Raw genomic sequence first — 26681 nt, 5'->3', positions numbered from 1 at the left:
TCTAATGAATATGCTTTTTTGACCATAACAAAACACTCCTGTTTCTAGTTTACTAGATTTTCAACAGGAGTGTTTTTTTTTGTGTCTCATTTTTGGGGCTAGTACCGTTCTCTTCTTTTTTTATTTAAGCTAAAGCGAGAAAAACCAAAAGCACTACAATCAGCACATAAAGACCAGCGGCTAAGGCTCGGTATTTTTTGCTAAAAAGATGTGGCTCAAAGAGTGTCGGCAAGGAAACAGCCATCAAGGCACCGCCAAGAAGCCCTCCAAGGTGACCAGCGAGACTAATCCCCGGTGTAAAAAGGTTAAAAATCAAGTTAATAGCAATCAAGGCTTGATAAGAACGCCCCAGTTGCTTGAGCTGGACATTATGACCATAGTAGCCAACCAAAATCACGGCTGCAAAGAGACCAAAGATAGAAGTTGATGCTCCAGCAGCCACGACATTAGGCGTGAAAAACAAGGTCACAGCATTTCCCATGATACCTGACAAGACGTAAAGGAGCAAGAATCGGCGTGAGCCCCAAATGGTCTCAGCCATCTGCCCTAAAAAGTAAACGGTCAGCATATTGATGAGAAAATGCTCCCAACCAAAGTGGACAAAGATAGGCGTCACCAAGCGCCAGACCTGAATGGGACTTGCCTTGACCAACTCACCGTACATAGCCCCAAACTGGATACCTGCTATACTGGTCTCCGCATAGCTGCCATATGTCAGCTGCATAGCAAGAAAAATAAGCGTCGTCAGTACCAAGATTAGTATGGTAACAGGATATTTTTTGAACTCTCTCATCGCACAAAAACCTCTCTCACAGCCACATCATGACTTTCCTCCTCAAAGCCATAGCGCTGAAAATCATAAATCGTACTCACCGTAGCTCCCCAAAAATCAGCCAAATAACGGTCATAATAACCGGCACCATAGCCGATACGAAAGCCTTTGTCATTAAAGGCAACCCCTGGCACATGGATGAGGTCAATCTTATCCTTAGGAAAAGCCATCTCGCTTTTTGGCTCCAAAAGCCCAAAGTTTGTCCTCATCAGCTCTTCTTTTTTGTACTCACCAAAAATCATGCGCCCTTTGGGATAGGTCTTTGGAATCAGCACCGTCTTACCATCTGCAATCGCCTGCTCAATCAAAGGCAGCGTCGCAAACTCATGCCCAAAAGCCATATAAGTAGCAATGACTTGAGCGTCCTTGTAAGAGGAACTCTTTGTCACATCCAAGAGCAGCTCCTTGTCACGCTGCTCTTTTAGCTGCTTATCCTGCTCTGCCATTTGGGCAATTATCATTTTTCGTATCTCTTTTTTTTCCATAGTCCTATCATATCAAAAAATAGCTTTTTATGCTTTTATTAAGGTTTTTAAGAAATCTTTAAGCTTACTCACATATAATTAAAACATCCTAATTAAAGCGGTTGTACAACCGTTTTGGAGAATACTCTCTCCTAAATTATTTTCCTTTTTCATAATCCTAGCTTTTGTCAGATTGTTAGGATAAATCTCCTAAAAAGGCGCCCCTCCCAAGGCGCCTTTTCCTTTTATTTAATTGGCTTTATAGTTCAAAAAACGGCTGATTGCATTGACACCAAAACTGATAGCCTTCTCATCTGGTGACATTTTAGGGTGGTGTAGAGCATATGGGCTATCAACGCCTAGCCAAAACATGACACCTGGCACTTGGTGTAAGAGATAGCCGAAGTCCTCACCTGTCATAGCTGGCAAGCAATCAACAAGCGCGACCTCCTCATCCTTATCAAAGAAAGCCATCAATTCAGCTGCTAATTCAGGATTATTTTCCACAGGGAGATAACCACCCTGCTTGAGGTTAATCTCAACACTGAGTCCAAAGGACTTGGCAATGCCGTCAGCGAGGTCACGCAGACGCTGCTGGATGAGGAGACTCATCTCCTGTGTCAACGTGCGCACGGTGCCGTGAAGCGTCGCTGTCTCTGCGATGACATTGTTGGTCGTCCCTGCGTGCATAGAGCCAAAAGTCACCACCCCACCCTCTATCGGGTCAACATTGCGGCTGACGATAGTCTGAGCCTGCGTGACAAAGTAAGAGGCAGCAACCAGGGCGTCATTTGCCTCATGTGGGAAAGCAGCGTGTCCGCCTTTTCCTGTAAAGGTGATAAAGACCTCACAAGTCCCTGCAAATAAAGTGCCTGTGTTAGTGGCGATAGTCCCTACAGGGAAGTCTGGTCGCACGTGTAAGCCATAAAAAACGTCTGGTAACCAATCGCCAAAGGCGCCGTCTTGGTACATAAGCATACCACCAGCTTCATTTTCCTCCGCTGGTTGAAATAAAAAGAGGAGGTTGTTCTTAGGCTGTGTTGCTGTCATTTTTTCCAGCAAACCAAGTGCCACGGTCATGTGAATGTCATGCCCACAAGCGTGCATGCGCCCCTCGTGCTGGCTTGAAAAAGGCAGACCTGTCTGCTCTACAACTGGCAAGCCGTCAATATCTGTGCGCCAGCCAATGGTTTTTTCTGGCGCAGTTCCTTTGATAAAGACTAGAATACCAGTCCGCCAAGTGTGGTACTGGATAAAAGGTTTGTCCTTGATTAGCGCTTCAATCTGGTCTAGCAAGTAAGCCTGCGTCTCAAACTCCTCCAAGCCAATCTCAGGAATCTGGTGCAAGCTTCTACGTATTTGAATCAAGTCTAGTGTCATCTTCTCCTCCTTGTCACATCTAGTCAAAAGGTCTAAAACGCTTGTTTTAGACCCACCTATTATAGCTGGCGCAGCGCTTCTTCAAGGGCTGTTTTTTGCTGTGTCTTTTCATCAATGGTCTTGATAACACGAGCTGGCACACCAGCAACAACCACATTTTCAGGCACGTCCTGAGTCACGATAGCTCCCGCTGCGATAACAGCGTTATCGCCCACTTGAACCCCCTCGATAACAACGGCGTTGGCTCCGACAAGGACATTGTCTCCGATACGAACGGGCTCAGCTGACGCTGGCTCAATCACACCGGCAAGCACTGCACCTGCTCCGATGTGGCTATTTTTCCCGACAATAGCACGCCCACCAAGGACAGCGCCCATATCAATCATGGTGCCGCTGCCGATTTCAGCGCCGATATTGATTACAGCGCCCATCATCACAACCGCATTGTCCTCGATAGTGACTTGGTCACGGATAATCGCACCTGGCTCGATTCTGGCGTTGATGTTGCGTGTATCAAGCAGAGGAACAGCAGAGTTGCGCCCATCCTGCTCAACGACGTAGTCTTTGTTTTCCGTCAAGTTCGCAAGCAAAGGCTCAACGTCTTTCCAATCACCAAAGAGGACATTGCCAAGCTTAGTCACGCTGTCTGGAACGCTACCAACCAATTCTCCCTCGAAAGTCACCTTCACCGGTGTTTTTTTCGGACTATTTGCAATAAAGGCAATAATCTCTTGTGCCGACATTTTCTGTGCTGTCATAAGGTCATCTCCAATCGTTTTTTTCTATTATAACAGAATTTTCCAAATATTGTTATATCAATCTTTAGAAAAGTTCATCCACGACAAAACTACGACCTACTGGACAAGGTCTTTTTTATCTAAATATTAAAAAAACTTCCAAAAACACTTGACTTTATATAACTTTAGTTATATAATATAGACATAAGGTTAAGGGAGGTAACCTTAGACAAGGAAACTATAGAAAGGTAAAAACAATGTTTAAGTACTTAAAAAAGCCACTCAAACTAAAGACTAACAAACTTGTCATCAAAATCAGCTTGTTAGTTATCACGCTTGAATGGCACATCGAAATCGGATAGTGAAAAATCACTATCCACCCCTTACGGGGTGTACTTAAATAGTATCAAAAAGAGTCATGAAAGTAAAATTTAATGTCACAAAACATCCCTTCGACTGGAAAGCCCTCATTGGTTGGCTGATTCTTATAGCTATTATTATCTGGTTAATTGTTAAATAGAGAGGTTGCGATGAACATAAGTATTGACGATATTATATGGTTACTAAACCATGCCACTTCTTACGCTATCAGTAAGCACTGTGGTCTATCTACACAAGCCGTTGACAAGTACAAACACGGCACAGCAGACATCATGAATATGCGCTTAAAGCATGGTCTAGCTATGACCAAATTCGCCAAGGAGTTGAAGCAAAATAACAACTAAACCTACACACAAAAAAGCCCCTCTAGCTGCTGCTAGAAGGGCTTTTCTACGTTCGCTACTTCGTCTTTAGCCACTGACGATAAGTGGTCAAAAGGAGATTCCTCAATTCTTTTTGATTTCTTTCGTAGCTCACGTTGTATACAAAATTTATTATACCACATTAAGGCTTGTAGTAGTTGACGAGGTCGTCCTTGTCCCAAGCACTGAGCCAGACTGGACCATATTGTCCAAACTCAAACTTACGCCAGTAGTAACCGCCGTAATAGCCACCCTCTCCAGTATCTCGGATGTTGTTCTCGTCAATTTCAAAACTGAAATACATACCAGCCTTGAAATCCTTATCAGCACCGTCCTTGACGTTATTGCCATTCTCGTCTACCCAGTTAACCATCGCCACGGGGATACCGTTCTCAAGCCAATCAAAGCCAATCGGCGCAAGATAATCACACTTGATTTGGTGGATACCGTGGATGAACTTCACTTCATTTGCGAGGTAGTAGGCTTTTCCGTCTGGCTTGCGCACCGCAGGCTGTGGCGCACTCGCATTTGTCACTGCACCATTATAGCGCCATACCTCGATATAGCGAGGGGTATTTCTTGCGTAGTAGTTGTTCCACTTGTGCATAGAGACAGCCGTTCCAGCTTGTCCGCCAGTGGAGTAGTCCACACTGATAAAGTCCTCGCCGTTCATCATCACGCCAACGTGACCGCCAGCACCGCCAGATGTTGACATATCAGCGCCCCAGCTCATGAGGACAATGTCGCCACGCTTAGCGTCCCAGTCCTGATTGGCAGATACACGATAAAAGCCGTTCTTAGCCAATTGACTGCCAAGTGTCACTGTGGACGGCAAGCCTTGGATAGGGATGCCAGCTTCTTTCAAAGCCTGCGAGATTGAGCCAGAGCAATCCGCTGTGCCATCGTTGCCGTTACGACTGCCGTACATGCTATAAGTCAGCTTGCCACGACGTGCAACAAACCAGTTAATAAGTGTGTCAATATTCATATATCTTTCTCCTATTCTTCTGGATCAATAGTTTCTTTAACTTTTTCCAAACGCTTCACGACAAATTTAGGAATTGGCATTCCTAGTACAACACAGTTTTCGATGATGGAAATAACATAGGTCACCATGATAAGCGCCAACATTGCCCACGCCACCTCCTCAAAGGTTAAATAGACTACAATCGGATAAACAGCGATAGTAAATAAAATCACTGTAAAGTGCTTACCTAGTCCATTGATAGACACGCTTGAGCTGATAGTCTTGCTTGCCCACGCCTTAATTAGACCTGTAACAATATCTAAAAACACCAGCCCAATCGCTACCCAAATCCAGATATCCGACTGGTAAATGTAAAAGAAACGCATCATGTCAATTGTTGTTGGAATATGTTCCATGTTTTCCTCACTTTCTATTTTTTTACAGCACCAAGCGTCAGAATCTCACGTTCTGATAAAGCGCCGATTTCATACAAATGCTTAATGGCATTTTTCTGTCTTGCATTCTCAGCATTCTTGCTAGTATCTAATCCAAGACTTGCCTGACTAAAATCAAAGTCTTTGCTATCATTGACTGGATTATCAATAATAAGATTATCTTGCCAAGCGTAGACCAAACCATTGGCCTTACTTTTATACTCATCAAGGGTCATAGAACCATTAGATAACCAAACAACCTGATAGGGCAACATAGCCACCATGACCCCTCGATAAATGATAGGAAAGTTATACTCTCCATAACCGGTAGTGTCAGCTGAGCGGTCGTTTTTACGATACATAATAACGCCATTATCAAACATCACTTTATAGGTCTTAGCGTCCGTTCTATCAAGTCCCCAGCTCGTGGGAGGACGCCGACTTATAGAAACTTCCTGCCGGTGCTCTAGTAAGCGTAAACGAGCTTCTATGTCTGTTGTCAATGAGCTCGCTTTGAGTTTATCCAGATCATTACTGAGCTTTGAAATATCGTTTTTCAGCTGACTATCATCGTAGATAGTGTCTTGGTCAGTACGCTCTTCTAGAGCTACTAAACGTTCCGATTGAGAAGCAATACTACGTTCATTAGATTTGCTTTTGTCTAATGCGGACTGAATACTGACACGTAAAGTACTGTCATCATAAACAGTATCCTTATCTGGCTTATTTTCCAAACGCTCAATACGTGCTTTCAGTTGTGTATCATCATAGAGAGTATCACTGTCTCCCTTACCTTCTAGGGCTGATAAGCGCTCTAGGATAGCTGTATCATCATAAGAAGCAACTTGTCCTAACTCAGCGAAAAACTTTTTTGCAGATGTTTTTGTCAATACCTCCGACAAATCTTCTTCAACTACATAGCCACGATTGGCAGCCATGACTGTTATTTTAGTTTTACGGTCAGACGGAAAGACATAACCTTCACAACTAATCTCTAGAACGTACTTACCAACTGGCAAGACCTTATCGATAGTAAAACTAACCTTGTTCTCAACTACTACTACCACCGTTTCAAAGAGAATGACATCCTCCTTAGCCAAAGTTACAATAGCTTGCTTGCCCTCCAAATCAATGGCTTTTTCATTCTCGTCTCGCAATTCAAAAGCAAGAGGAGACGACTTATCCCCTTGTTTGATGACCGTCCCACCATCGACTTGATGTAAATTAGTATTATTCATCTAACTCAATTTCAGCTTCATGTTCTTTGGACTTATCAATGGTCGCCTCATTGATTTCACCTGTGTCCTTGGCTATATGCTCCAGCACTATCTTACGGAGCGCTGCAACATCAGCCTGAAGTTGCTTAATATTTCCAGCAGTCGCCTTGTTAGTCTCTTCTTGCTTTTCAAACTCCTCACGAGCTCGGCGGTCAGCAAAGTAGGTTTGGAAGAACCACTCGAACGCAGCTTCCACTAGTTTATCCTCTGGTAGTTTTTCAGTCCCTAATGGTAAATAAGCAACAAACTGTAAACCATTATCATTATTAACGAAGACTTCGACATCACTTGGATTGCCTGCTTCATCTGTCCGTACAAATTTATAGCGTACTTTAATATTTTGATAGTTACCCATATTCTTGTCCTCCTAGTTTTACGGTGCTGTTAGTTCATCTAACTGCCGTGTTAATTCACTATTCTGTGAATGTAGTTGCTTATTTTCAGCCTGCAGTGTCGCCTTATCTAGCGACAATTGCGCAATCTGCAAAGCCAAGTTTGATTTAATTTGTTCGTCCATATTGTCCTCCATAACAGAATTAGTTAAAATTCTCCCAAAACATTATAGGTGTAAGCTGTCTGTGTTGTTTTTACATTATGTAGCCGTAAAATTTCTGTTCGACACCACCTCATAAAGTCAATCAAATCAACAGTCCCCTTTAAACCTGTAGGAGTTATCCATAAGGCGTGCGCATTCGTTCCAAACGCATGACCCATAAGAATTTTGTCACCAAAAATTTCAACTTGATCATTAGCATCGTCGTCCCGAAAAGCACGAACTCCTGCAAAACGAGAAGTATATTGAGATTTCACCCCCTCGTTATGTGAAGTGACTCCAAAACCAGCATAAACACCACCAGCAGCGCTGTCATTAAAGTGCATGAAAGCTGTGGAGCCATTTTTAGTTCTTTTTAAAGCATTTCCTGACTGATTAAAAATAATGGATGAGCTTGTATTAAAGGTAATATTTCCATTATTTAAATCAAAAATAGTGTTGTTATTTAGAGCTTTTAAGACGCCGCCTTTAATCAGATTAGCTGACATAGTCCCACTAGTGATGTTGCTCGCGTTTAGGTTGATAACATTAGTTTTAGCTGCATTCAGTGTACCTGCCGTGATTTTATCAGCATTCAACTCAATAGTCTTGACCGTCTGCGCAAAAGCGTCCGTGGTAAAGAGCGTTTTCAGATAAGCCTGATTAGCTTTTAGCTTGTTAAAGAGTGCTTGGTCAGCCAGCAGTTTATCAGCCGTGACAGCATTTGTAGCGATTTTATCAGCAGTTACGCTGTTCGCTACAATTTGCGCCGCCGTCACCGAACCCACCGCCAAATCTTTCGAGGTAATCGTGCCATCCACAATCATGTTACCAGACACCCGCAACTTTTCAGCGATGATGTCTACGTACTGGCTATTTTGCGCAATCATAGTTGAGAACGTCCGCCCATTGATTTCCTTGCCTACACCCAGCACGATTTTATCAGACGTGATAGACACCTCCGCTTTTTTCAGCGTGTCATTTTGCAAGCTCGTCAACGTCCGTGTGTGCTCATCCGCTGTCGACTTGACAGCATTTAGAGCCGTCACCGTCGCCTGCTCAGACCAGTGCGGTTGCCAGCTAGATAAAGGCACAATCCCTTTGACCATCGTCACAAACGAGACGTTACCCTTAGAGTTCGCAGGGTGTGAAAAGAGCTGTAGACGACTACCCTTGGGGATATTGACCATAGGCGTGATAGTCACCATCCAGCTATCAATCTTGTGGTTATAAGTCAAGTTGAAATACTGGTCTGTACCGTTCGCATTCTTGATAATGACATTACCATCTGCGCCCTTAATCGTCCCCGTATGTCCCTGTGAGCCTTCACCTTTCCAAAAGTGAGAGATAATGGTGTAGGTCTGCCGTCTAACCAACGTCTCAGCGATTTCATAGGTCATAGACCCCACGTCTTTTAAAACAACGTTAGAATTTAGTAGTAAGTTTCCAGTTGTTTCTGTGGGAATAAGCCCCTCCACTCGGCTAACCTCACGAGTGTAGCCCTCTACCGTCTCACGTACCTTGTTGTTTAGAGTCGTAGCAGTCGCAAAGTTGTGCCCTGCTATAGTTGCTTCTACCTGCGTAGCTGTCAAACGCTGATTAATGGCATTCGCCTGTTGCTGTATCAAGCTCTCAGCACTCGTCACACGCCCCGTCAGCGTATCATAGCTCGTCTGTGACACCTTACTAGACAGCTCACTATTCAGACGCTTAATATCCGCCGTATGCGACGTTATCAAGCCCTCTTGATTAGTGACCTTAGTTGAGAGCTGTTGTAATCCGTCTGTTGTCAGCTCTACTTTGGTGTTGGCTGTGGCAATCTTACCATCCAGCGTTTGCGTAGATTGAGTTAATTCGGCTAGCTTACGATTGGTTGTCATCTCGTAGTTAGCTTGATTTTGCTTGGTGGTCTCAAGGCTAGTTTCCGTTTCTGTCAACTTAACCAATTGCCCTTTTAGGCTATCTTCAACAACCTTAGTTCGTTTAGAAACTGAGGAGATATCGCTCTTCGCTTGATTCAGCGTCTTGGTCAGCTCTTCTGTTGTTATCTGTGTGCCGTCCGCCAATTTTTCAACGATAGTCAAGCGTTTCGTAAGGTCTTTTTGAGCATCTGCTTGTTGACTTAACTCACGCCTAGCAATACTCAGTTGATTCGCTGCCTGTCGTGCCGTGGAGTCTGCTTGACTAACAACATCTTCTAAGTACGCTTTATCCTGACGGATCTGCTTTGTCAAATTCGTCAATCCTGTCTCAACACTAGTCAAGTGCGTCGTTAATGCCCCTTTATCTGTCTGAAAGCTTGCCTCAAAAGTAGTTTGACGTGCTTTGATATCTTGCGTTTCAGAATGGATAGTTGTTTCCAATTCTTTTTTTAAGTCCTCTGCCTTTTGATTGACCTTGGTATGGACATCAGCAAGACCCGCAGTGAAGTCCTTTTCAAACTGTTCAGATTCGGCTTCAAGATAATCTATCTTTTCTTGAATAGCCTTAGTGCCAACCGTCCGCACCACTTCCACCCAGTTCTCACCGTCCCAGATAAGCATGATTTTCTCGCCCTCATGCTCAGGGTCTGGCTTGTACCAGATATCGCCGATTTTGACTTTATTTCGTTTAGGTTCTGTGTCTGTATACCAATTCTTATTAAAGCCATCGGCGCTTGGCAAGTTGTCATAGAGGTATTGTTTGAGGTCGCCCGCTTTTTGACTAGCAAGGTCATCTAATTGATTAGACAACTGCATGCTTTTGGCATTTTCAGACACATTGAGACGGTCACCCAAGGTAATACTGCTCGCCTTATCCGATAGCCTGTCCCATGTGATTTCAAAAATGCGGGTCTCATAATCCAACTCCCAGTCCTTGCGCACCACACGGATAGTGCCGCCTATCTCAGCGTCTTTGAGATAAACGGCACTAGTCTTGTAGGTTGCTTGTGGACGAGATAGCGTCAGTAGTTGCTCATAAGTGCGCCTAAGGAGCGCCTCTTTATCATCGGTATCAACTTCAATAATACCAAACTTCGCCACCATGCCATTAGGTCTTTTCAGACCATAGCGAGCTGTTGCTTCAGGCAGTTCGATGAAATTTTGCCCTGCTGGCTTGTCAATTGGGTCACCTTTAGCTTTTGACCAAACCACATCAGTGAACTGAATTTTACGTCCATAGCCTGCTTGACCACTTTCATTTTCTTCAGCGCTAGATACTTCTTCACCCTTCCCACGCCCTATAGCTGCGGTAATGAGATTAGTCTTTTCTGATTGACAGACAAGCGTTAAAGCATTGGTGCCATAGACCAGACGAGTTCCTGTTTTCTTACCTATCTTGGATTTAAAATCAATATAGCGAGCACCAATCTGGTTATTTGCCATCTCCACAAAGAGCTGCATTTCAGCATCCCATACCTCACACGCTTTTTGCATCGCTTCAAAGACAGAGGTGTAGTAAAAGTTGGTATTACCAAAGCCAGTCTCAGCCACATAGCCCACTGACCAGTTGGTTCCTGCTAAGAGCTCTTCTACCACAGGGCGCAACATTTTGTTACGAGGTTTCTTGTCTTCAATGATGACCTTGCGTAATTCCTCAATACCTGTCTGCGTTCCTTCAAGCGTGGTTATGTTTCCTGACGTTTCATGAGTGGCTAAGAAAAAGAGGTGAAACTTGCGTGGGTCTTTACGTGTCGGAATAGCCAGATACTCTACTTTATCAAGTAAGTTGCTAGACAGTGCTTTTAGCTCAACACTAAGACGGTCACTGACATAGCGTGTATCGGTCAGCGTTTGCTTTTGTGCAATAGTTTTGATAGCTTTCTTACGAATAATCTTGATTAAACGCTCATTTTTATCGAACAAGTAAATCACAGTTTCTCATCCCTCCATTCTACTTTAGTAATCGTCAAATTTTTCCCTTTCACTATATCACCATCTCGCAGGTAAAATGACTCAGGTACAGATAAATGTGCCAGCTCAGACAAGATAGACCGCCCATCATAACGACAGGTTATCTCGTCGTCTAACCACGTTATCACAAGCGTTTTGCCTACCGCATAGTTACCGACAAACTTTATCCTAGAGCGGTCTGTAAAAACCTCTAGCTCGCTTGCATTTTGCGTTACCGTAGCCAAGATAGAGACTGGCAAGACTTGATTAGCATAGGTCAAAGATACTTTTCCATTTGTCACGCTCTGCTTACTGCCCTTGCGATAAGGATCAGGAACCAGAAGTGTAAAAGACGACACAATTGTCAGTCTGTCTTCGGCAGTAGCTTCCACACCACTCAGATAGCCTTCATAGTGATAGTTGCTGTCGTCCGCAAAGCTAAACGTCAGCTTACCATCTTCGTCTCCTCGCAAGATAGTATTTAAAAGTGTAAACTGGCGTCTAAGCTCTTCCGATGATGTGGCAACTAACTGATAGCTGATGGTCAATTCTAGCTTATCATCCTTAGCGCTATCTACCCACACACCACGCTTAGCAGGGATGTCCGTTGTTGTCACGACTCGTCCAACTAGCCCTCGACCTGTCACAGTTAATTGGCGATATCCCTCGATTACATCTGACAACGACCGACCATTGATGAGCAAGTCGTCCGAAGGAGGCGCTACACTAGGTGTCGGCTCCCTAATATCAATAAAAGAATACATCCTAATAAGCCTCCATTCTCAATTCTGCTGCTTGCACGTCCGTTATATCTTGGACAAATGCCTTGAACTGGCGACCGCCAAGCGATAAGGTGACAGCGAGCGGTTGTTTTTGACGATTGTCCTGAACATCTATGCTAGATTGCACACTAGTTGTCATTTCTGAAAGTGCCAAACCAAGCGTATTAGCGTTTAGGTGATTAACACCATCATCTAAGTGCCTTTGCATAGCACCCGCCACATCCTGCGCTTCAAAGGCAGAAATAGCGCCGCTTGCCATATCAGAAACAGCGCCAGCCACCTTATTCGCCTTTTTATTAACACCAATCACAAATCCCTCGTCTGTAAAGATACCAAACTGACGAAAGACCCGAGATGGCGAGTGAATACCAAGTAAGCTCTTAGCTGCATTGATAGCATTACCAACTGCATCTTTTACGGCTGAGATGAGTTTGCCCGCTGCGTTAGCAACACCTTGCACAAAACCACTGATGAGGTTAGCACCAATCCCCACAGCTTGACCGACAAAGTTTTTAGCAGCATTGACCGCATTGTTAAAGGCATTACGAACAGCGTCCACTACTTGAGACCCTGCCGATGTTACCGTGCTAACCACTTGATTCCAGCCATTAGAAATAGCTGAGCTAATAGCACTCATGACATTAGATACTGTTGACTTGACACTATTCCAAGCATTAGAAATAGCGCTCTTGATACCATCCATAACGTTTGAAACAGTTGATTTGATACTGTTCCAGATATTAGACACCGTGCTAGCAATAGCACTCAAAACAGAGCTGATAAAGCTAGAGATAGCATTCCATATCTCACTTGTTTTTGATTTAATCATATCCCAAGCATTCGAAATTGCTTGTTTAATCAAATCAAAATTACCTGTCACTAACCCCACGATAGTCAGCAGAACTGCTGCAAAAACGATTTTAATCGTTTCCCACACAGTAGACCAAACAGTCTGAATAATATTCAACGCCGTTTGAAAAACAGTGACTAAGCCATTCCAAATAGCTGTCGCTACCGCAACTATAGCGTTCCAAATAGTACTAAACACTGTACTAACAGCATTCCAAACAGTATCCCATATCGGCTGAATAACTGACCATACTGCCGTAAAAACAGCGACTAAGCTGTTCCAAATAACAGTAGCGACAGCTTTTATGGTTTCCCAAACCATTTCAAAAATAGCCTTCAACGCCATCCAACCAACTTCCCAGACACCTTTTAAGACTCCGAAAAAGATTGTAAAAACACCCTGAGTCCACGTTACTAAGCCACTGAGATACATTTTGATGCCTTCCCAGACACCTTGTAGCATGGTAACAAGAGCGTTCCACGCACCTTCCCAATCGCCTTTGACAACAGCCATAACGATATCTATGATACCTTTAATAGCTGCTAGACCTGCTTGTACAACGCCTGCTATCATTTCCCACGCACCTTGTAGCATCAAGACAAAGCCGTCCCAAATCATCTTCAGTGCGTCCACGATACCTTGACTATTTGCCACAATCCATTGAAAAACACTGGTCACTAAAGCGATAATAGAGGACATCGCTCCACTAAAAGTAGCCACGATAGTATTCCAAGAATTGGTCACAGCATTCCTAAAGGATTCAGAAGTATTCCAAGCAATCATAAAAGCGCCTACTAATGCAGCAATCACTCCAATAACGATGCCGATTGGACCTGTTAAAATACCAAAAGCAGCAGATAAACCAGCAGCTGCACCCTCAAAACCACCAAAAACAGACATGATAGTACCAACCGCTGAAATCAACTGCCCAATGATAATGAGCACTGGACCAATCGCAGCCGCAATGATACCAAAAATCACAATGGCGTCTTTCACAGGACCAGGTAGCTGATTAAACTTATCCACTAATTTACTGATGAAGTTAGCTGCTTTATTGATATAAGGTGCTAAGCGCTCACCTATGGCGATGCCAGCACTCTCAAGCGCACCTTTTAGGTTTTCTATAGCGCCTGCTGTACCACTGTTCATCGTGTCAGCCATTTGTTTAGCAGCACCATCTGAGTCCCTCAAGGCTTGTGTTTGTTTAGCAAGTGCATCAGGCGAAGCATTGACAAGCGCCAACATCCCTGACAAAGACTCCTTACCAAACAGAGTTGATAAAGCTGCTGATTTTTGCTCATCGGTTAGACCTGCTGTTTTATCTCGGAGTTCGTTTGTGATGTCGGATAAGGACTTCATCTTACCTTCACTGTCAAAGAACTTAAGTCCTAAACTCTCCATGACTTCTTTCATCTTATCAGTCGGATTAGCAAGACGTGTCATAGCTGTTCTAAGCGTTGTACCAGCTTGTGAACCCTTGATACCAGCGTTTGACATGATACCGATAGCTGCAGCTGTCTCTTCAAGAGAGATACCCATAGCCCCAGCTACAGGACCGACATATTTCATCGCTTCAGCCATATCGCCTACTTCTGCATTGGTATCCGCTGCCGCTTTAGCAAAGACATCAGCGACGTGAGTTGCCTTACCAGCTTCTAAGCCAAACATATTAACTGCAGTTGCTGCCGCTTCTGACGCAAGCGCCATATCACCACCAGATACCGCCGCCAAGTCCATAACACCTGGCATGGCAGCATAGATTTGACTAGAGTTGAAACCAGCTGACGCCATCATTTCTTGAGCTTGTGCAACCTCTGTCGCACTAAAGACAGATTTCGCTCCCAAGTCAATCGCTTGGTCTCTTAGCTGTTGAAACTCTTTTCCCGTTGAGCCAGAGATGGCTTTGACACGGTTCATTTGCTTTTCAAATTTAGCAGCAGTCATTACCGAAGCTGTCCCAATACCAGCAAGTGGTAGGGACACATACTTGGTTAGTCCTTGCCCTACAGTAGTTAACCCATGTCCTACCATGGTCGTGTACTGACCGATTTTGCCCATCATAGAGTCATTGGAGTTCGAGATACTCTTGATTTTTTCAAAGGTCGATTGTGCAGCATGACTCGCTTTACTCATGGTCGAGGTGAAGTTAGCGTCTGTTGCTCTTAAGATAGCTTGTACTGTATAAGATTGACTAGACATCTATAACTCCTTTCTCTCGTAACTCTCGGACACGACTTGCCCGTTCTCTTAGCTTGTTATGCACTGCCTGTTCTTCATTGAAACCAAGAACCTCTCTGCGACGTTTCTCATAGTCATAAAAGTCGCTAAATTTTGGAAAGAGGTACTTCTTGCCAGACTTATCCGTTGCCTTAGCAACCCTGTTAAGGAAAGCCTGCAAGTACAAATCACGCTCAGCGTCTAAGCGCCTCATCCCATAGCCTTTCATGCGCAAATGATACTCCCTAACCGTCATCTCACCCGCTTCAGTGCGACTGACAACACCAAGAGGACCATAGATTGTCGCCATGATTTCTTCATAGGTCTCTAAAGAACTTTTTTGAGTTAAGCCTTTTTCTCCTCCATTGCTTTCAAGATTGGCAAGACTTGTGCCTTCAGTAGAGGTGCAGTCTTTAAGCTCGCTAAAAAATCATCAAAGACCTCTTGCAGTTTATCCGCTTCCGCCTGCTCAACCACCCAAGCCTCAATGTTTTTCTTACTCGGAACACTTTTTAGCGTGTGTGTGGCTGACAAGATGATGTCCTCTAAAATCAACGGATTACCAAGGGAAAGTTGCATAACAGCCGTTTGCACCCCTGTCCCAAAAGTAAATCCATTATTATCCGCATGATAGCGCTCATCCATTTGACGAATAAAGTCAAAACCATAAGAGAGCGGATACTCTTTTCCTGCAATATCGATTTGTTTCATCGTTTCTCTTCTCCTTTAAACATAAAAAGCAAGCTACTGTGAGCTTGCCTGTCTTATCGTTTTTATTTTTAGTCCGTGATAGCAATTGTATCCGCAAAGACGTATTGGATAGCCTGTACCTGCTCATTGCTAAGCGTTGCATAGCCATCAACAGGGCAACCTGTGATAGACGCTTCTGTTGATAGTTCAGAGAGCTCTTCAACATTCGCTGGCACTTCCCAAGATGAGAGTTTACCGATAGCATATTTAGCAGGGTATTGTCCGTTGCTATTTTTCTTACCTGCAAGGTCAATGTCCCAAATTTCAAGTTCCTGTCCTTGGATGACAGAGTTTGCTAGGGTGATATTGAGTTCATCACGACTTGAGATACCTTTGATTTCAAGTGTCACCTCAAGACCGCCATCAGAGACGACAGCGCCGTCCTTAGTCTTTGTTGACTCTGCCTTACGCTCATACTTCCACGTATGCTCCGTTTGAAAAGACAGCTTCGTTGCCGCTTTCTTGTCTCCCTTCACACGGAACATAAGAATGCGGTCTTTTCCTTGTACTGCTTCTGACATGTATGTTTCCTCCTACAAAAATCTAAAATAAAGATGCAGTAGCCCATGATAGAGGGACTCTGACGTACTGTTATCTTTCAGTATTTGACTGTCACTCTCACTGATTATCATTGACCACTGCGTGCGTTCAATCTGTTTAATGCGACTAGCTTCTGCCATGATATTGCCTATCATATCGCTGACTTGCTTACGATTATTGGGATCTGCCCAAAGGTGCAAAGTCGTTGTACAGCGCCCATAGAGATGTGTCTTGGTTGCTTGTGGCAATAAATGTGTATCACCCATGACGACAAAGGGATAAGGCGTCCCTTCCTTGGGCAGAAATTCAAAAACACGTATCCCTAAAGCCATCACACGCTTAAACATTTCATCATGTAATTGTTGATCTGGTTGTTTTTTCATTCTGCTTTTCCTAAATCTGCCAAAAAGGCTTCCATCACACTATCCAAAGCAGGTTTCATAAAAGGCTGTGCTTCCATTTTGCGTGTCCCTGCTTCGACATATCCACTATAGGCAGTACCAGCTGCGACCTTAGCAGACATACCACCATTACCGATAGTCAAGGTGATAGAGCGCTTAGTTGCCCCAGTTGAGTAACCTTTGGTAAAGACAGCGTTCTTCATCGCTTTTCGCTGCAAACTCGCACCATGCTTTTTGACAGCTGCCTTCTTCTTTTCAAAGCGAGCTTCTTTCAGTAAACCTGCTAAAAGCTCATCATCACCAATCAAAGTCACACTAGCCACTGCGCACCTCCTCTACATAGAGCGTTTTTGCACGCTTAGTCACAACACGGTAGTGTTTACCGTCTAGTATAACCTTGTCAACATTAGCAACCTCTTGACGTAGCCTAATGATATAGGCGTCAAGCTCTAGCTTCTCATCCAATTGTTCTCTCAGCTCCAGCCCCTGTTCAGAGACATGGCAGGGCAGAATAAGCTCTTTTGGACTATCACCAACCATCTGACCAAGGTCAGGGTCATAGTAAGGCTCTACAGACGATTTGATAAGCACAGTCACTCTCTTATCATATCTCATAGCACCTTAAACCCCGCTTGATAAATTTTACTAAAGGAACGCTTGATAAGTGGCAAGTATTCCTCAAAGTCAGACTGTTCAAAGCTCATAGATAAGCCCTCCACAGACTGCGAAGTCATTCCCTCAGAGCCAAGCCGATTAAAGCGTTTGACCATTACCTCAACGATGATAAAGTCTAGTTCATCAGGAACATATTCACTAGCTGATAGAGCTTGAAACTGCATGAGGGTCAATTCCTCAATGGTCTTCAAGATATCATCTTGCAACTCATCATTCAATCCTAGCAGTGACTTAGCACGACTTTTGTAACTTGCCATAACGCCCACCTCATTCGCTCAGAGCTAAGATAAGCTCCTCTTTTTTCAGTTTATCCGCACTAGGGATACCACGAGCCATAGCAAGCGCTACAAGCTCGTCTTTTTTCATAGTGCTATAATCTACAGCAGTCGCTTCTTTTTGATAATGCCTACGTAAAGCACCTACTCCCATTAGCCATTACCTCCAAACTTCACGACCTTAGTTGGGTCATAGAGGTAAACACCGTAGTGCTCATCTCCAGTGATGACCGTTGTCTTCTTCAAAATGTCACGGTCTGTCTCGATAGTGACGTCACGTTTAAGATTAAGGACAAAAGCACCGTACTTAGCCACGTCTGTTGTGTCGGTTGTGGCAGCAGAGACTTTCACAAGGAGACCCTTACCCTTTTCAACCTTTTTAGAGCGAACGATTTGCACGCCGTGCGTTTCACCAAAAGTGCCAGAAACCACGATGTTTGCACCGATTTCTGAACCAGAAATCCACTCTTTCACCGTATCTGCACGCAAGTCAATAGCGTCAGCTGGATTGATAAGGGCTACATAGCGAGCGTCCTCCTCATCATCAAAGACAGCCAGTGCCTTGTCAATGGCTGCACCAGTCGTTGGTGCTTCTGCGATAAATTGAGTTGCTTTCTTAGCTTCTGCGATGATGTCATTGTCAATCTTATTGGCAATCGCTAGGGCGATTTGATGTGTCGCTTGACCAAGCGGGTCACCATAGCCAGAAAGTACCGCCTCGTCAGTCAGCTCAATACCCTTACCAGCTTTCTTGATAGTCATTGTTGACTTATCTGTGGTCAGTTGGTCAGGTTCGATAGCGACACCTTCAGCGATGTCTTTAGCGTCTCCAGAATAGATCCATTTCGGAACGGTAATCGTATTACCTGGTTGTCCCACCAGCTCACGCTCCACATAAGCTAGCGGTGTGAATTTAATCATCGTAGGCAGCTTAGCCGATACCATATCCGCCATGACTTCTGGGTTAATCATTTGTGCCATTTGTGTTTGTGCCATATTTTATTGTCCTTTCAATGTTGCATAAAGTTCTGGGTTATTTTGGATGAGTTCGTTTCGGTCCTTATAACCCATACGGTCAAATTGCTCTTTTGTCAGCACCCCAGCCGTGGTCTGCTCGACCTTTTGAGGTGTCTTACCTTTGAGCAATGTATTGACCTTTTTGCCAGCAAGGTCATTCACAAGAGCCGTAAAGCTATTGACAGCCTCCTGCGTGCTCTCTGCGTCGTCTTTAACGACAAAGCCAAGGATTTCTTCATCTGGAACGATACCGCCCTCAGAAAGCATTTTAGAGGCTTCTTTTTCAAGACCACTACGATTGATTTTAGCTTCCAACTCTGCGATATAGTCCGCCTGTTTTTTAGCTTCGTATTCCGCTTTTTGCTCAGCATTCATTTGTCGTAGCTTCTCAGCCTCATCTAGCTTAGCCTTGTACTCTTTTTCAGCAGCACGCTTAGCTTTACCCTTTTCCTTTTGGATAATAGCGTCCAGCTCTTCTTGTGTAAATGTCTTTTCTGCAGTTTCTGACTGTTCTTGAGTGCTAGCTTGCTCTCGTTCAGTTTCAACTACTTCTTTTGTTTCTTCTGCCATAAGGCGACCTCCCTTTTAAGTCCCGAGTGGACTGATACCCTGCACCTTTTAACGTCATCAGCAAGTTTTGGACACAAAAAAGCACTCGATAACCTCGAATGCTTAGTATAATTTTCAGCGATTTCTATATTAAGAAATTACGGAATCAAGTAAAATTTGGGTCAGTTCTTCCTTCGAAAAAACTTCTGGTAAATTATCGTAGATTTCCTTTTGTTCAGGAGACAATTGTTTAACATCATAAATACCAGTATCATCATGTACCATAAAAACCTTATTTTTTTTCATGGCTAAATATCCCCATTTCATATAGTCTATCTGTTGCTCTTAATTTCGCAATATCTTTATTTTGATACTCCCTTACGTATCCATTGTACAACTTTCCATAAATTTCTGCAATGGATATATTACGATTTGGTGAATGAGCGACAAAAACAGAACCATCATGTCCAACGACTACACTACCTTTAGCATTGGGCGTTTCAAATAAAGTTTTTATATCTGCATAAGATAGCCTACCACCTTCTGGGTGATTATGAAGTATAACAATACTTTCATTATCTAGAACTTTCGTATATTGAGCATTATTTAGCCCAACTTTATACCCCTGTTGGGCGGATATGTTCTTAGTTATTTCTTCACCTGTCCTAGCATCTAATATATAGAGATCTTCTACATTAGTTCCATCTCTATGTTCTAGGATTTTTAGTCCACTTTTATAAAGGTTTTCGTTTACATTTTTCGAGAAAGGCAAATTTTCAAATTTGTCATGAAATGTTTTTGAGTTCACTAAATTTCTGTCAACAGAAAAAAGATTTTTAGTTTTTTTGGGTGATATATTTACAGCTTGCTCATGCTCCATTTTATCTTCCAATTTATTGTTTAAACCTTGCGTATCCTCCCACGCCGCAATGCTACAGCGACAAAACGGGTGCATCGGTGGCGCATTGAGTCCTGGTACAAGCTGGTCGATTCTATAGTGCTTATCTCCATGCGGTCCACAAATAGGACAGGCGTTAGGTTCTGTGATGTACTCCACCATTTCAAAACCTGCTCGCTTGAGCATCTCACGCTGTACCTCTGTTTGAACCCTAGCCCCTTCGGTCACAGCTAAACGTTTTGCTTGATGAGCAGTAACATCAAAAGTTAAGCGCAACTTACGAATGGCTGTCGTTGGATTAACACCACGCACTACCAAGTCCTGCGTAAAAGCATCCACCTGCTGGCGTAGATAAGCCTGCCTATGCCAAATGCGCCTTGACCAAGTCGCCCCCTCAAAAGGCGTATTGATACGTGCTTGCGCCACAGCTTGCAAATTCCCCTGACTAGCCACACTACGTCCTAACAGACCAGCTTGTTGTTTAAGGGTCTGTATGACTTCCTCATTTAGAAAACGATTGGTTAGTCGCATTTCATCACTCTCAAGTGTCGCAAGTGCTAAAGTAAGATTAGCTTTGAGCAATTCCAAACGGTTCATCTTCATCTTGAGATTGTAGAGGGCTAGCTCTCGGTTAGCCTGTGGTGAAAAGTCTCTTGTCTCGACATAGCGCTTAGCCTTGTCTTGAAAAGTCACCACATCAAACTGCTCAACACGCTTCATCGCCTCTGTATAGGACAAACCATTCTTATCAGCATAGCGCTCTAAAAAGCCCTTAACTTCCTTGGTGACATCGACAAAGTGACTCTGATAGAGACGACTCATCTCTTTACCGAGCTGTGCGTCACGCTCCTTTTGAGCCAACTGCTCTTTCTCAATCCGCTTTCTCCAGTAATCGGTCATCGTCCTTGTCGCCTTCCTGTTCTAATTGCCCATCATCAAATCGCAAGCTTTCTAGTTGCTTTTGATTTGCCTTGATAGCTTCTTGCTCTTCCTTGTGCAAACGCTCCAGCTCATCCTTTGGATTTTGCACGATGGAAAGCACAGACAGCTTAGTCTCATCAGAGACCTGTCCATTCAACTGCGTAACAATTTGACTTTCTTCAAGGATATTGCGAGGTACATTTCTTGTGAACTGATAACGCAATTCTTTGTAACCATCATCAGGTACACTGGTTTTAGGCACACCAAAGACAACCTTGTATAAACGATTAAAAGCAGATTGCATTTTACGGTCTTTCATCTTAGCCAGATTATCCATAGCCTGCAGTTTAAAAGCAAGCGCTGTTCCTGACGCATTGCCAAAATCCTCTGCCGATAGATTAGCGACCATGGAGATAGAGAAGATTGATTCTTTTAAGAGCGTGATAAGGTTCTCTTGGGTTGTGTCAGCGTTTGGCTTCTCTAAAAAAGCAACGTCTACTTGTTGACCATCACCGTTTGACCACAGATTGAAAATCCGACTATCTCGAATGGTCTGGTTAACCTCTTCATCCAGCTCAACGCCGATGATTTTCAGATAGGCGTCCGCAAAATAGTCCACGTCATTGGCTTTCTCGCTCGCTGCCTTGTTCAGTGCATTGATAAGCGTCTTGACACTATCAAAGATACCTTGGCGCTCTTCATTTTCAATCAGCTCAATCACTGGCAAGTCGTTGTAGATGTGTGATGTCCTATCACCAAAAGTCACTGCATAGGACTGATTGACTTCAATCTTGATAACTTCAGAGTCTGTGATGACCTCACCGTAGCCTTGTGAGGACACACCACCTTCTGTCTCTGTGAATGCATAGCGCACCGCAAAGACAGGACGTTCTTGAATGCTATTATCATAAACAATCAGCATAAACAAGGGCGATTCATAAGTCACGCAGGTCTCTGCTTCCTCATTTTGATAGACGTACAAAAAGCTATGTCCAAAAATATCTGCCTGCTTAGCCAGCTCAAACTCCGTATCTTCCATGTCATTGCGAGAACGAAAGTCTGCTACAAAGTCCTTGATAGTATCGTCATCACTAGTCACAGTCGCAGGTACACCGATATGATAACCACTGAAGGTATCTACGATGTACTTGGCATAGTTGATAACCAGCCGATTATCGGGCTTATAGGCTGCCTTAGGTGCATCTTTTAAAATCGCATGCTCTGACATGTACATCTGCTCATTTTTTTGATAATTGGTAAATAGACTGTTGCGATGTAGCTTAATCGCTTCACTGACAATATCTGCACTAATCTCTACATCTTTCAACAACGTAAAGCGTTTGCGATTATTCAATGTAATGTAAGTCACTAGAACCCTCCTCTAAACGTCTTGACTTGTACTTTGTTATTTCTCATGTCATTGCTAAAAGCATAACGCGTTGCGTCTATGGTATGGTTATCCTTATCTTCTAGTCTTGGCTTAGGGTTACCATCTTTATCCACTTGATAATCAATGTTTTCAAATTCCCTAGCAATATTCGGTGTACGCTGTGGATCAATGCATATAAAATCCAAATCATCAAGCCAGCGCTCACCAAACTCAACTGAATCAGGTCCTTTTTTAACACCAACTACTCTTTTAATACCAAACTCTTGTCGTAATTCAGCAATAGACTTAGGCTCAGCGCTATCACAATAGATTTCGTCAGTAGAATAACCTGCCTCTTGTAGCCACTTAGCAACTTGCCTATTTGAAATCTTCTGTCCATAGTATTCATCAACTGCATAGATACCATTTTTCTTTTTATCATAATGCCAGCGGACAAAAGCTAATGGATCTGTCGCATAACCAAAGTCCAGACCATTTCGAATATTGTCAAAATTATCAAGTAAGTCTTGAGGTATCGTCTCAAATCTCAGATTATCGAAAGGAACGACACCAGAGCCTATTGCCTCACCTAAATACTCCCAACGATAACGTCTTTCTGACTTCTCCTTAGTCGCCTCCGCCTCCTCAATAAACTCTTTAGCGATAAAAGGATTATCTAGATAAGTTGAATGATGAACAAAAGTATTTTTAGGAATAAACTGCGTTCCATACTTCTTATTAACCCAAGACTGCTTACGCTTAGGTGGATTGTAAGTATAGAAAAACTTATAAAAAAGACCATCACCAAGCTCACCACGCAAAAGTGAGTTGGTAATCGTCTTAACTTCATCTTCTGTTTTAAATTCCGCTAGCTCCTCAATCCAACCAATAGCAAAGGGAAAACGACTGTCTTTCAAAGACTTAATCCGCTCAGGTTGTTGTGCTCCACGAAAGACAATATAATTTCCTCTAAGAAGATAGGTAATCCGCAGAGGCGACTTATTGACCTTGAATAGATGAGTGACCTGCTGTTCGCTGATAGCCCACTTGAGTTGCTCATATACAGATTGTTCCAAAGTGTTATCCACCTTGCGAATACAAACAGCATTAACAGCGTAACGCATGATGAGCTGAATAATGATATGCGCAATATCAGATGATTTACCAGAGCCACGACCACCTTCACAAACAACATGTAAAATCTCATGATTAAGGCTAGCACGCCAAACCTCATGAAACTTAGGAGGTAATAGCTTGCTTAACTTAACTGATGTCATCGATAAAAGTCACCTCTCCCGTATGCTCAACTTCCTTACGGTCAACCCATAAACCATAACGTTTGCCGAGTAATTCAGCAGCCTGCTTACGTGTCGCAACACTTGGCTTGACATCAACGATAACCTGCTCAAAATCCCCACTATTTTTAAGAATAGGTTCTGTCACCTCGCCACGCATAGCAGCAGTTAGAAATTCCAAGACCTCTGTCTGATCCGCAATTTTATCTGCCTTGAGTTCAGCAAGTCTCTTGTCTATATAGGACTTAACGTCAGGTTTTGTCAAGTTTTCTTGACCGATTGACCTAGCTGTCTTTTTACTGTACCCAGCTTTGATAGCTGCAGCAGTCGCATTACCAGAGATGATGTACTCATCTGCAAAGCGCTGTTGTTTCAGTGTTAGTTTAGATATTTCCATCACCTCCAAACGCAAAAAAAAAGCAAGACGCCCATGTGCCTTACTTTCATTTTTTTGATAATACTATAATAACACTTTGCAATGTGTTGATTAGTGTTAATTTGTGTTAATTAGTGTTAATTTGTACCGCCTAATAAAATCTCATCCAGCATTTTGATACCACCTTTTTTTAGTTGGTAGTATCTATTGCGACCAATTCGCAATCGGTCTCGGATTTCATATTCACTGTACCTGTTAATAAACGCCATTCGTAAGACCAACCCCTCTTCATGCGGTAATTGCTTTAGTAATCCAGTTAGCTCTCGTTTGCGTTTGAGAGCTTTTTCAAGTTCCTCATCAATCCCGAGCATACTAATATACGAGTCATCAACATTGCGTTTAATACCGCCTGCGACTTTCATATCGCTTATTTTTGGACTGGTCAAGAGTGACGCTCTCAGCTGCTCACGCTCATCTTCAAGACTTTGAATGTACGGCGTCAGCATTTTGAGTTCGTTTAAAATATCGTACGCCTTGCTCATGATTACCCTTTCATGTTATAATATAGCTATATATGCTTTAACATTGCTGCGGGTAACCGTGGCTTTTTTAGTTTCCTTTTTTCTTCAAATACTCTGGAATCTCATCGCCAACATGAATACTATCGAACTGCTCTTTTGTGACGAGAAAACGTCCGTAAGCGCCGATAGTGATAGTATAGCGCCCCTCGATAATTTCCTTGTCTGTGACTTTGCCAACAATCGAACCACCTGCGTTATCGACTTTGTGAATGATGATATGCTCACGAGATTTTAACACTTCGATTTCCTTGTTTAGATTATGAATTCTAAATCCAAAACTGATAGTCAAACCAATCAAAAAGGTAGTTAAATAACTAGCTAGAGCTTTCTTCATCTCTCACTTCCTCCATCTCCACACGATACAGACGCTTACCTTGATATTTACGCTCTAGGTCAGCTTTAGCTTTCAGAGCTTCGCCCTCGTCGCTATAATAGTGCGACTCATCCAACATATTGTCAAAATAGACATCAACTGTCCAAGCTTGTTTCTTAGCCATAACTACACTCCTTTTCGATTTCCTCGATCAACCAATCCAAAAAAGGCAAGAATAAAACCTTTAATACTAAACCTAACTACTCCCTTCTCATCTTTTACAGACAAAGAAGGGAAAAATAGAAAGGCTAAAAACAAAAAATCGCCAATATTCATCTGTTTTCCTCACATACTCCACAATGGCATTTAGCCTTGTTTCCTTTTTCGTCAAAAAATTCTGGTACTTTAGCGCCATCATACTCTAGCTCTGTCACCACACCATTCATACGACAGAATGGGCACGTATCTTCACCATATGTACATTCACCGCATACAGGGCAAACTGGAAGAACAGTATATTCTGCCCGTCCTAACATGTCCACAACATTTGCTGTATTATAAATCACTTTCGGCATCTGTAGTCTCCAATTCTTTGATTTTCATCCTTAGTCTAATCCCTGCAATCACAGCTTTCACGTAATCAGGATGTAGTTTTTGGTGTTTCTGTTTGTGAAACTCCCTCAATTCGTCTATGTTAACAACAAATAGATTATCCGACGCAAAATTCAAATGATTGCCGTCCAAATGGATATATCCTCTCTTCATCAAAATAGACCTTCTTTCCGTAACTTTGCGTATTCTTTCAACATGGGCTGTAACTCCTCGGGCTCTACCATAAATTCTTTGAAATAGACATTCCCTTCTGTAATCGATAGTTTTTGAGTCTGGTCTACAAACGTCATCGGTATACAAAGTATATAGCAATTTTCTAGTTCTTTTCCAGTCTCGTGCTCTAAAAACGCAACGATGAAATCTTGGTCACCTCTGACTGAAACACCCCATCCATTTTTAAGTCCTTTGTTAGTTCTGCGAGACGAATATTTTACGTCAATGGTAATTCCATCCATGTAAAAATCGTAAACTGGGTTGTTCTTCTGAAAATATTTGTTCGCATCAATAGCTTCAGGTACTAAGCGTTGAAATTCTTCTTCGGCTCTTCCGCCCATTTTAGCCGCTGCGCTACCAAAGTTGATTTTGTCTTGAATTTTGAGACAACCACTTCTCAATAGTTTTAGATGGGCTACATGAATCGGTAAACCAGATTTTTTTACTGCTTCGTGAAAATTTCCACATTCCATATAAATATCTACAATATCAGTCATTTTGCACCTCCAGCTAATAGCATTTTAGGGGGTGTAACCTCATTGCTGGTAACTTCCGACAAAGTTTCAACAACTCGTAGAGCTAGCGCTTGAGTCTTTAAGATTTCATCTGTCAGATGTACCATTGCTCGACTACGAGCAACCTCTAGCTCCAATGTTTCAGACGACAATTCCTCATCGCTTAATTTTTCTAATTGCGCAACCAACAAATTATTAACATCTTCAATTGTGTTTTTGACCATTTGCACTCTCCCCCCAATCAATAACCTTTTGAAACATACAACGATTTATGCACTTTCTACAAGCCACATC

At 43.0% G+C, this 26681-nt stretch carries 35 protein-coding genes; 1 reads left to right on the top strand and 34 read right to left on the bottom strand.

The genetic code is table 11. The features are described from left to right. Nucleotides 1-124: 124 nt before the first annotated feature. From AALA56_RS04650 to dapD, 4 genes are all read right to left on the bottom strand, one after another. Entirely contained in the window at nucleotides 125-793 is a 669-nt protein-coding gene (locus AALA56_RS04650; protein ID WP_369908987.1) for a rhomboid family intramembrane serine protease, read from the bottom strand. Further along, the gene (locus AALA56_RS04645; protein WP_369908986.1) at nucleotides 790-1317 is read right to left on the bottom strand and encodes a 5-formyltetrahydrofolate cyclo-ligase; all 528 of its coding nucleotides are present in this window, start codon (nucleotides 1315-1317) and stop codon (nucleotides 790-792) included. Before AALA56_RS04645 ends, AALA56_RS04650 begins: the two co-directional genes overlap by 4 nt. A 228-nt stretch (nucleotides 1318-1545) precedes the next feature. Beyond that, nucleotides 1546-2676 (bottom strand): N-acetyldiaminopimelate deacetylase, encoded by a 1131-nt coding sequence (locus AALA56_RS04640; protein ID WP_369908985.1) that lies wholly within the window; start codon nucleotides 2674-2676, stop codon nucleotides 1546-1548. 59 nt (nucleotides 2677-2735) lie between these two features. After that, complete coding sequence (gene dapD, locus AALA56_RS04635) at nucleotides 2736-3434, bottom strand: 2,3,4,5-tetrahydropyridine-2,6-dicarboxylate N-acetyltransferase (RefSeq protein ID WP_369908984.1); 699 nt, start codon at nucleotides 3432-3434, stop codon at nucleotides 2736-2738. A gap of 509 nt (nucleotides 3435-3943) precedes the next feature. Between dapD and AALA56_RS04630 the strand changes: the two genes are divergently transcribed. Continuing rightward, the gene (locus tag AALA56_RS04630) at nucleotides 3944-4138 is read left to right on the top strand and encodes a hypothetical protein (protein ID WP_369908982.1); all 195 of its coding nucleotides are present in this window, start codon (nucleotides 3944-3946) and stop codon (nucleotides 4136-4138) included. A 160-nt stretch (nucleotides 4139-4298) separates the two neighbouring features. On the opposite strand, the gene AALA56_RS04625 is transcribed toward AALA56_RS04630, so the two are convergent. The 30 genes from AALA56_RS04625 to AALA56_RS04480 form a co-directional block, all read right to left on the bottom strand. Continuing rightward, nucleotides 4299-5144, bottom strand: a complete 846-nt coding sequence (locus AALA56_RS04625) for a lytic exoenzyme target recognition domain-containing protein (protein ID WP_369908981.1) — start codon at nucleotides 5142-5144, stop codon at nucleotides 4299-4301. Nucleotides 5145-5155: 11 nt separating this feature from the next. Then, nucleotides 5156-5539, bottom strand: a complete 384-nt coding sequence (locus AALA56_RS04620; RefSeq protein ID WP_369908979.1) for a phage holin family protein — start codon at nucleotides 5537-5539, stop codon at nucleotides 5156-5158. 14 nt (nucleotides 5540-5553) lie between these two features. Further along, a complete protein-coding gene (locus AALA56_RS04615) occupies nucleotides 5554-6795 on the bottom strand; it encodes a hypothetical protein (protein ID WP_369908977.1) in 1242 nt (413 codons plus the stop codon). Continuing rightward, a complete protein-coding gene (locus tag AALA56_RS04610; protein WP_369908976.1) occupies nucleotides 6788-7189 on the bottom strand; it encodes a hypothetical protein in 402 nt (133 codons plus the stop codon). The genes AALA56_RS04615 and AALA56_RS04610 overlap by 8 nt, the downstream gene beginning before the upstream one ends. 18 nt (nucleotides 7190-7207) lie before the next feature. After that, on the bottom strand, nucleotides 7208-7351 hold the full coding sequence (locus AALA56_RS04605; RefSeq protein WP_369908975.1) for a hypothetical protein: 144 nt from the start codon (nucleotides 7349-7351) through the stop codon (nucleotides 7208-7210). Nucleotides 7352-7374: 23 nt separating this feature from the next. Further along, the gene (locus tag AALA56_RS04600; protein ID WP_369908973.1) at nucleotides 7375-11220 is read right to left on the bottom strand and encodes a phage tail spike protein; all 3846 of its coding nucleotides are present in this window, start codon (nucleotides 11218-11220) and stop codon (nucleotides 7375-7377) included. Continuing rightward, nucleotides 11217-12002: a distal tail protein Dit gene (locus AALA56_RS04595; RefSeq protein WP_369908972.1), complete on the bottom strand. Its 786-nt coding sequence runs from the start codon at nucleotides 12000-12002 to the stop codon at nucleotides 11217-11219. Before AALA56_RS04595 ends, AALA56_RS04600 begins: the two co-directional genes overlap by 4 nt. A 1-nt stretch (nucleotide 12003) precedes the next feature. Next, complete coding sequence (locus tag AALA56_RS04590; protein WP_369908970.1) at nucleotides 12004-15069, bottom strand: phage tail tape measure protein; 3066 nt, start codon at nucleotides 15067-15069, stop codon at nucleotides 12004-12006. Then, nucleotides 15062-15397, bottom strand: a complete 336-nt coding sequence (locus AALA56_RS04585; protein ID WP_369908968.1) for a hypothetical protein — start codon at nucleotides 15395-15397, stop codon at nucleotides 15062-15064. The genes AALA56_RS04590 and AALA56_RS04585 overlap by 8 nt, the downstream gene beginning before the upstream one ends. Before the next feature lie 35 nt (nucleotides 15398-15432). Next, nucleotides 15433-15798: a tail assembly chaperone gene (locus AALA56_RS04580; RefSeq protein WP_369908966.1), complete on the bottom strand. Its 366-nt coding sequence runs from the start codon at nucleotides 15796-15798 to the stop codon at nucleotides 15433-15435. Nucleotides 15799-15866: 68 nt separating this feature from the next. Further along, the gene (locus tag AALA56_RS04575) at nucleotides 15867-16358 is read right to left on the bottom strand and encodes a phage major tail protein, TP901-1 family (RefSeq protein WP_369908964.1); all 492 of its coding nucleotides are present in this window, start codon (nucleotides 16356-16358) and stop codon (nucleotides 15867-15869) included. A gap of 12 nt (nucleotides 16359-16370) precedes the next feature. Beyond that, nucleotides 16371-16709 (bottom strand): hypothetical protein, encoded by a 339-nt coding sequence (locus AALA56_RS04570; protein ID WP_369908963.1) that lies wholly within the window; start codon nucleotides 16707-16709, stop codon nucleotides 16371-16373. Between the two features lie 47 nt (nucleotides 16710-16756). Beyond that, entirely contained in the window at nucleotides 16757-17101 is a 345-nt protein-coding gene (locus tag AALA56_RS04565; RefSeq protein WP_369908961.1) for an HK97-gp10 family putative phage morphogenesis protein, read from the bottom strand. Then, nucleotides 17094-17393, bottom strand: coding sequence for a hypothetical protein (locus tag AALA56_RS04560; RefSeq protein ID WP_369908960.1), 300 nt, complete (start codon nucleotides 17391-17393; stop codon nucleotides 17094-17096). The genes AALA56_RS04565 and AALA56_RS04560 overlap by 8 nt, the downstream gene beginning before the upstream one ends. Beyond that, nucleotides 17390-17710, bottom strand: a complete 321-nt coding sequence (locus AALA56_RS04555) for a phage head-tail connector protein (RefSeq protein ID WP_369908958.1) — start codon at nucleotides 17708-17710, stop codon at nucleotides 17390-17392. Before AALA56_RS04555 ends, AALA56_RS04560 begins: the two co-directional genes overlap by 4 nt. Nucleotides 17711-17720: 10 nt before the next feature. Then, nucleotides 17721-17882, bottom strand: coding sequence for a Rho termination factor N-terminal domain-containing protein (locus AALA56_RS04550; protein WP_369908956.1), 162 nt, complete (start codon nucleotides 17880-17882; stop codon nucleotides 17721-17723). Next, on the bottom strand, nucleotides 17882-18724 hold the full coding sequence (locus AALA56_RS04545) for a N4-gp56 family major capsid protein (RefSeq protein ID WP_369908954.1): 843 nt from the start codon (nucleotides 18722-18724) through the stop codon (nucleotides 17882-17884). Before AALA56_RS04545 ends, AALA56_RS04550 begins: the two co-directional genes overlap by 1 nt. A gap of 3 nt (nucleotides 18725-18727) precedes the next feature. After that, the gene (locus tag AALA56_RS04540) at nucleotides 18728-19315 is read right to left on the bottom strand and encodes a DUF4355 domain-containing protein (RefSeq protein ID WP_369908952.1); all 588 of its coding nucleotides are present in this window, start codon (nucleotides 19313-19315) and stop codon (nucleotides 18728-18730) included. A 129-nt stretch (nucleotides 19316-19444) separates the two neighbouring features. Beyond that, nucleotides 19445-19600 carry a hypothetical protein gene (locus AALA56_RS04535; protein WP_369908951.1) on the bottom strand — a complete coding sequence of 52 codons (156 nt, stop codon included), beginning with the start codon at nucleotides 19598-19600 and terminating at the stop codon, nucleotides 19445-19447. After that, complete coding sequence (locus AALA56_RS04530) at nucleotides 19587-21092, bottom strand: minor capsid protein (RefSeq protein WP_369908949.1); 1506 nt, start codon at nucleotides 21090-21092, stop codon at nucleotides 19587-19589. Before AALA56_RS04530 ends, AALA56_RS04535 begins: the two co-directional genes overlap by 14 nt. Continuing rightward, nucleotides 21064-22482 (bottom strand): phage portal protein, encoded by a 1419-nt coding sequence (locus tag AALA56_RS04525; RefSeq protein WP_369908948.1) that lies wholly within the window; start codon nucleotides 22480-22482, stop codon nucleotides 21064-21066. Before AALA56_RS04525 ends, AALA56_RS04530 begins: the two co-directional genes overlap by 29 nt. Next, the gene (locus AALA56_RS04520) at nucleotides 22482-23759 is read right to left on the bottom strand and encodes a PBSX family phage terminase large subunit (RefSeq protein WP_369908947.1); all 1278 of its coding nucleotides are present in this window, start codon (nucleotides 23757-23759) and stop codon (nucleotides 22482-22484) included. The genes AALA56_RS04525 and AALA56_RS04520 overlap by 1 nt, the downstream gene beginning before the upstream one ends. Further along, nucleotides 23746-24168 carry a terminase small subunit gene (locus tag AALA56_RS04515; protein ID WP_369908989.1) on the bottom strand — a complete coding sequence of 141 codons (423 nt, stop codon included), beginning with the start codon at nucleotides 24166-24168 and terminating at the stop codon, nucleotides 23746-23748. Before AALA56_RS04515 ends, AALA56_RS04520 begins: the two co-directional genes overlap by 14 nt. 122 nt (nucleotides 24169-24290) lie before the next feature. Then, the gene (locus AALA56_RS04510; protein WP_369908946.1) at nucleotides 24291-24695 is read right to left on the bottom strand and encodes a DUF1492 domain-containing protein; all 405 of its coding nucleotides are present in this window, start codon (nucleotides 24693-24695) and stop codon (nucleotides 24291-24293) included. A 67-nt stretch (nucleotides 24696-24762) separates the two neighbouring features. Further along, nucleotides 24763-25068, bottom strand: coding sequence for a DUF1372 family protein (locus AALA56_RS04505; RefSeq protein ID WP_369908944.1), 306 nt, complete (start codon nucleotides 25066-25068; stop codon nucleotides 24763-24765). Then, a complete protein-coding gene (locus AALA56_RS04500) occupies nucleotides 25049-25231 on the bottom strand; it encodes a DUF7204 family protein (protein ID WP_369908942.1) in 183 nt (60 codons plus the stop codon). The genes AALA56_RS04505 and AALA56_RS04500 overlap by 20 nt, the downstream gene beginning before the upstream one ends. Before the next feature lie 2 nt (nucleotides 25232-25233). Further along, nucleotides 25234-25383 (bottom strand): hypothetical protein, encoded by a 150-nt coding sequence (locus AALA56_RS04495; RefSeq protein ID WP_369908941.1) that lies wholly within the window; start codon nucleotides 25381-25383, stop codon nucleotides 25234-25236. Continuing rightward, nucleotides 25380-25622 carry a hypothetical protein gene (locus AALA56_RS04490; RefSeq protein WP_369908940.1) on the bottom strand — a complete coding sequence of 81 codons (243 nt, stop codon included), beginning with the start codon at nucleotides 25620-25622 and terminating at the stop codon, nucleotides 25380-25382. Before AALA56_RS04490 ends, AALA56_RS04495 begins: the two co-directional genes overlap by 4 nt. A 189-nt stretch (nucleotides 25623-25811) precedes the next feature. Beyond that, nucleotides 25812-26369, bottom strand: a complete 558-nt coding sequence (locus AALA56_RS04485; RefSeq protein WP_369908939.1) for a hypothetical protein — start codon at nucleotides 26367-26369, stop codon at nucleotides 25812-25814. Next, on the bottom strand, nucleotides 26366-26611 hold the full coding sequence (locus AALA56_RS04480; RefSeq protein WP_369908937.1) for a hypothetical protein: 246 nt from the start codon (nucleotides 26609-26611) through the stop codon (nucleotides 26366-26368). Before AALA56_RS04480 ends, AALA56_RS04485 begins: the two co-directional genes overlap by 4 nt. Nucleotides 26612-26681: the final 70 nt, after the last annotated feature.

Source organism: Streptococcus hyointestinalis (genome assembly GCF_041225505.1).
GTDB classification, from domain to species: Bacteria; Bacillota; Bacilli; order Lactobacillales; family Streptococcaceae; genus Streptococcus; species Streptococcus hyointestinalis_B.
This window is presented reverse-complemented; position numbering and strand designations above follow the sequence as displayed.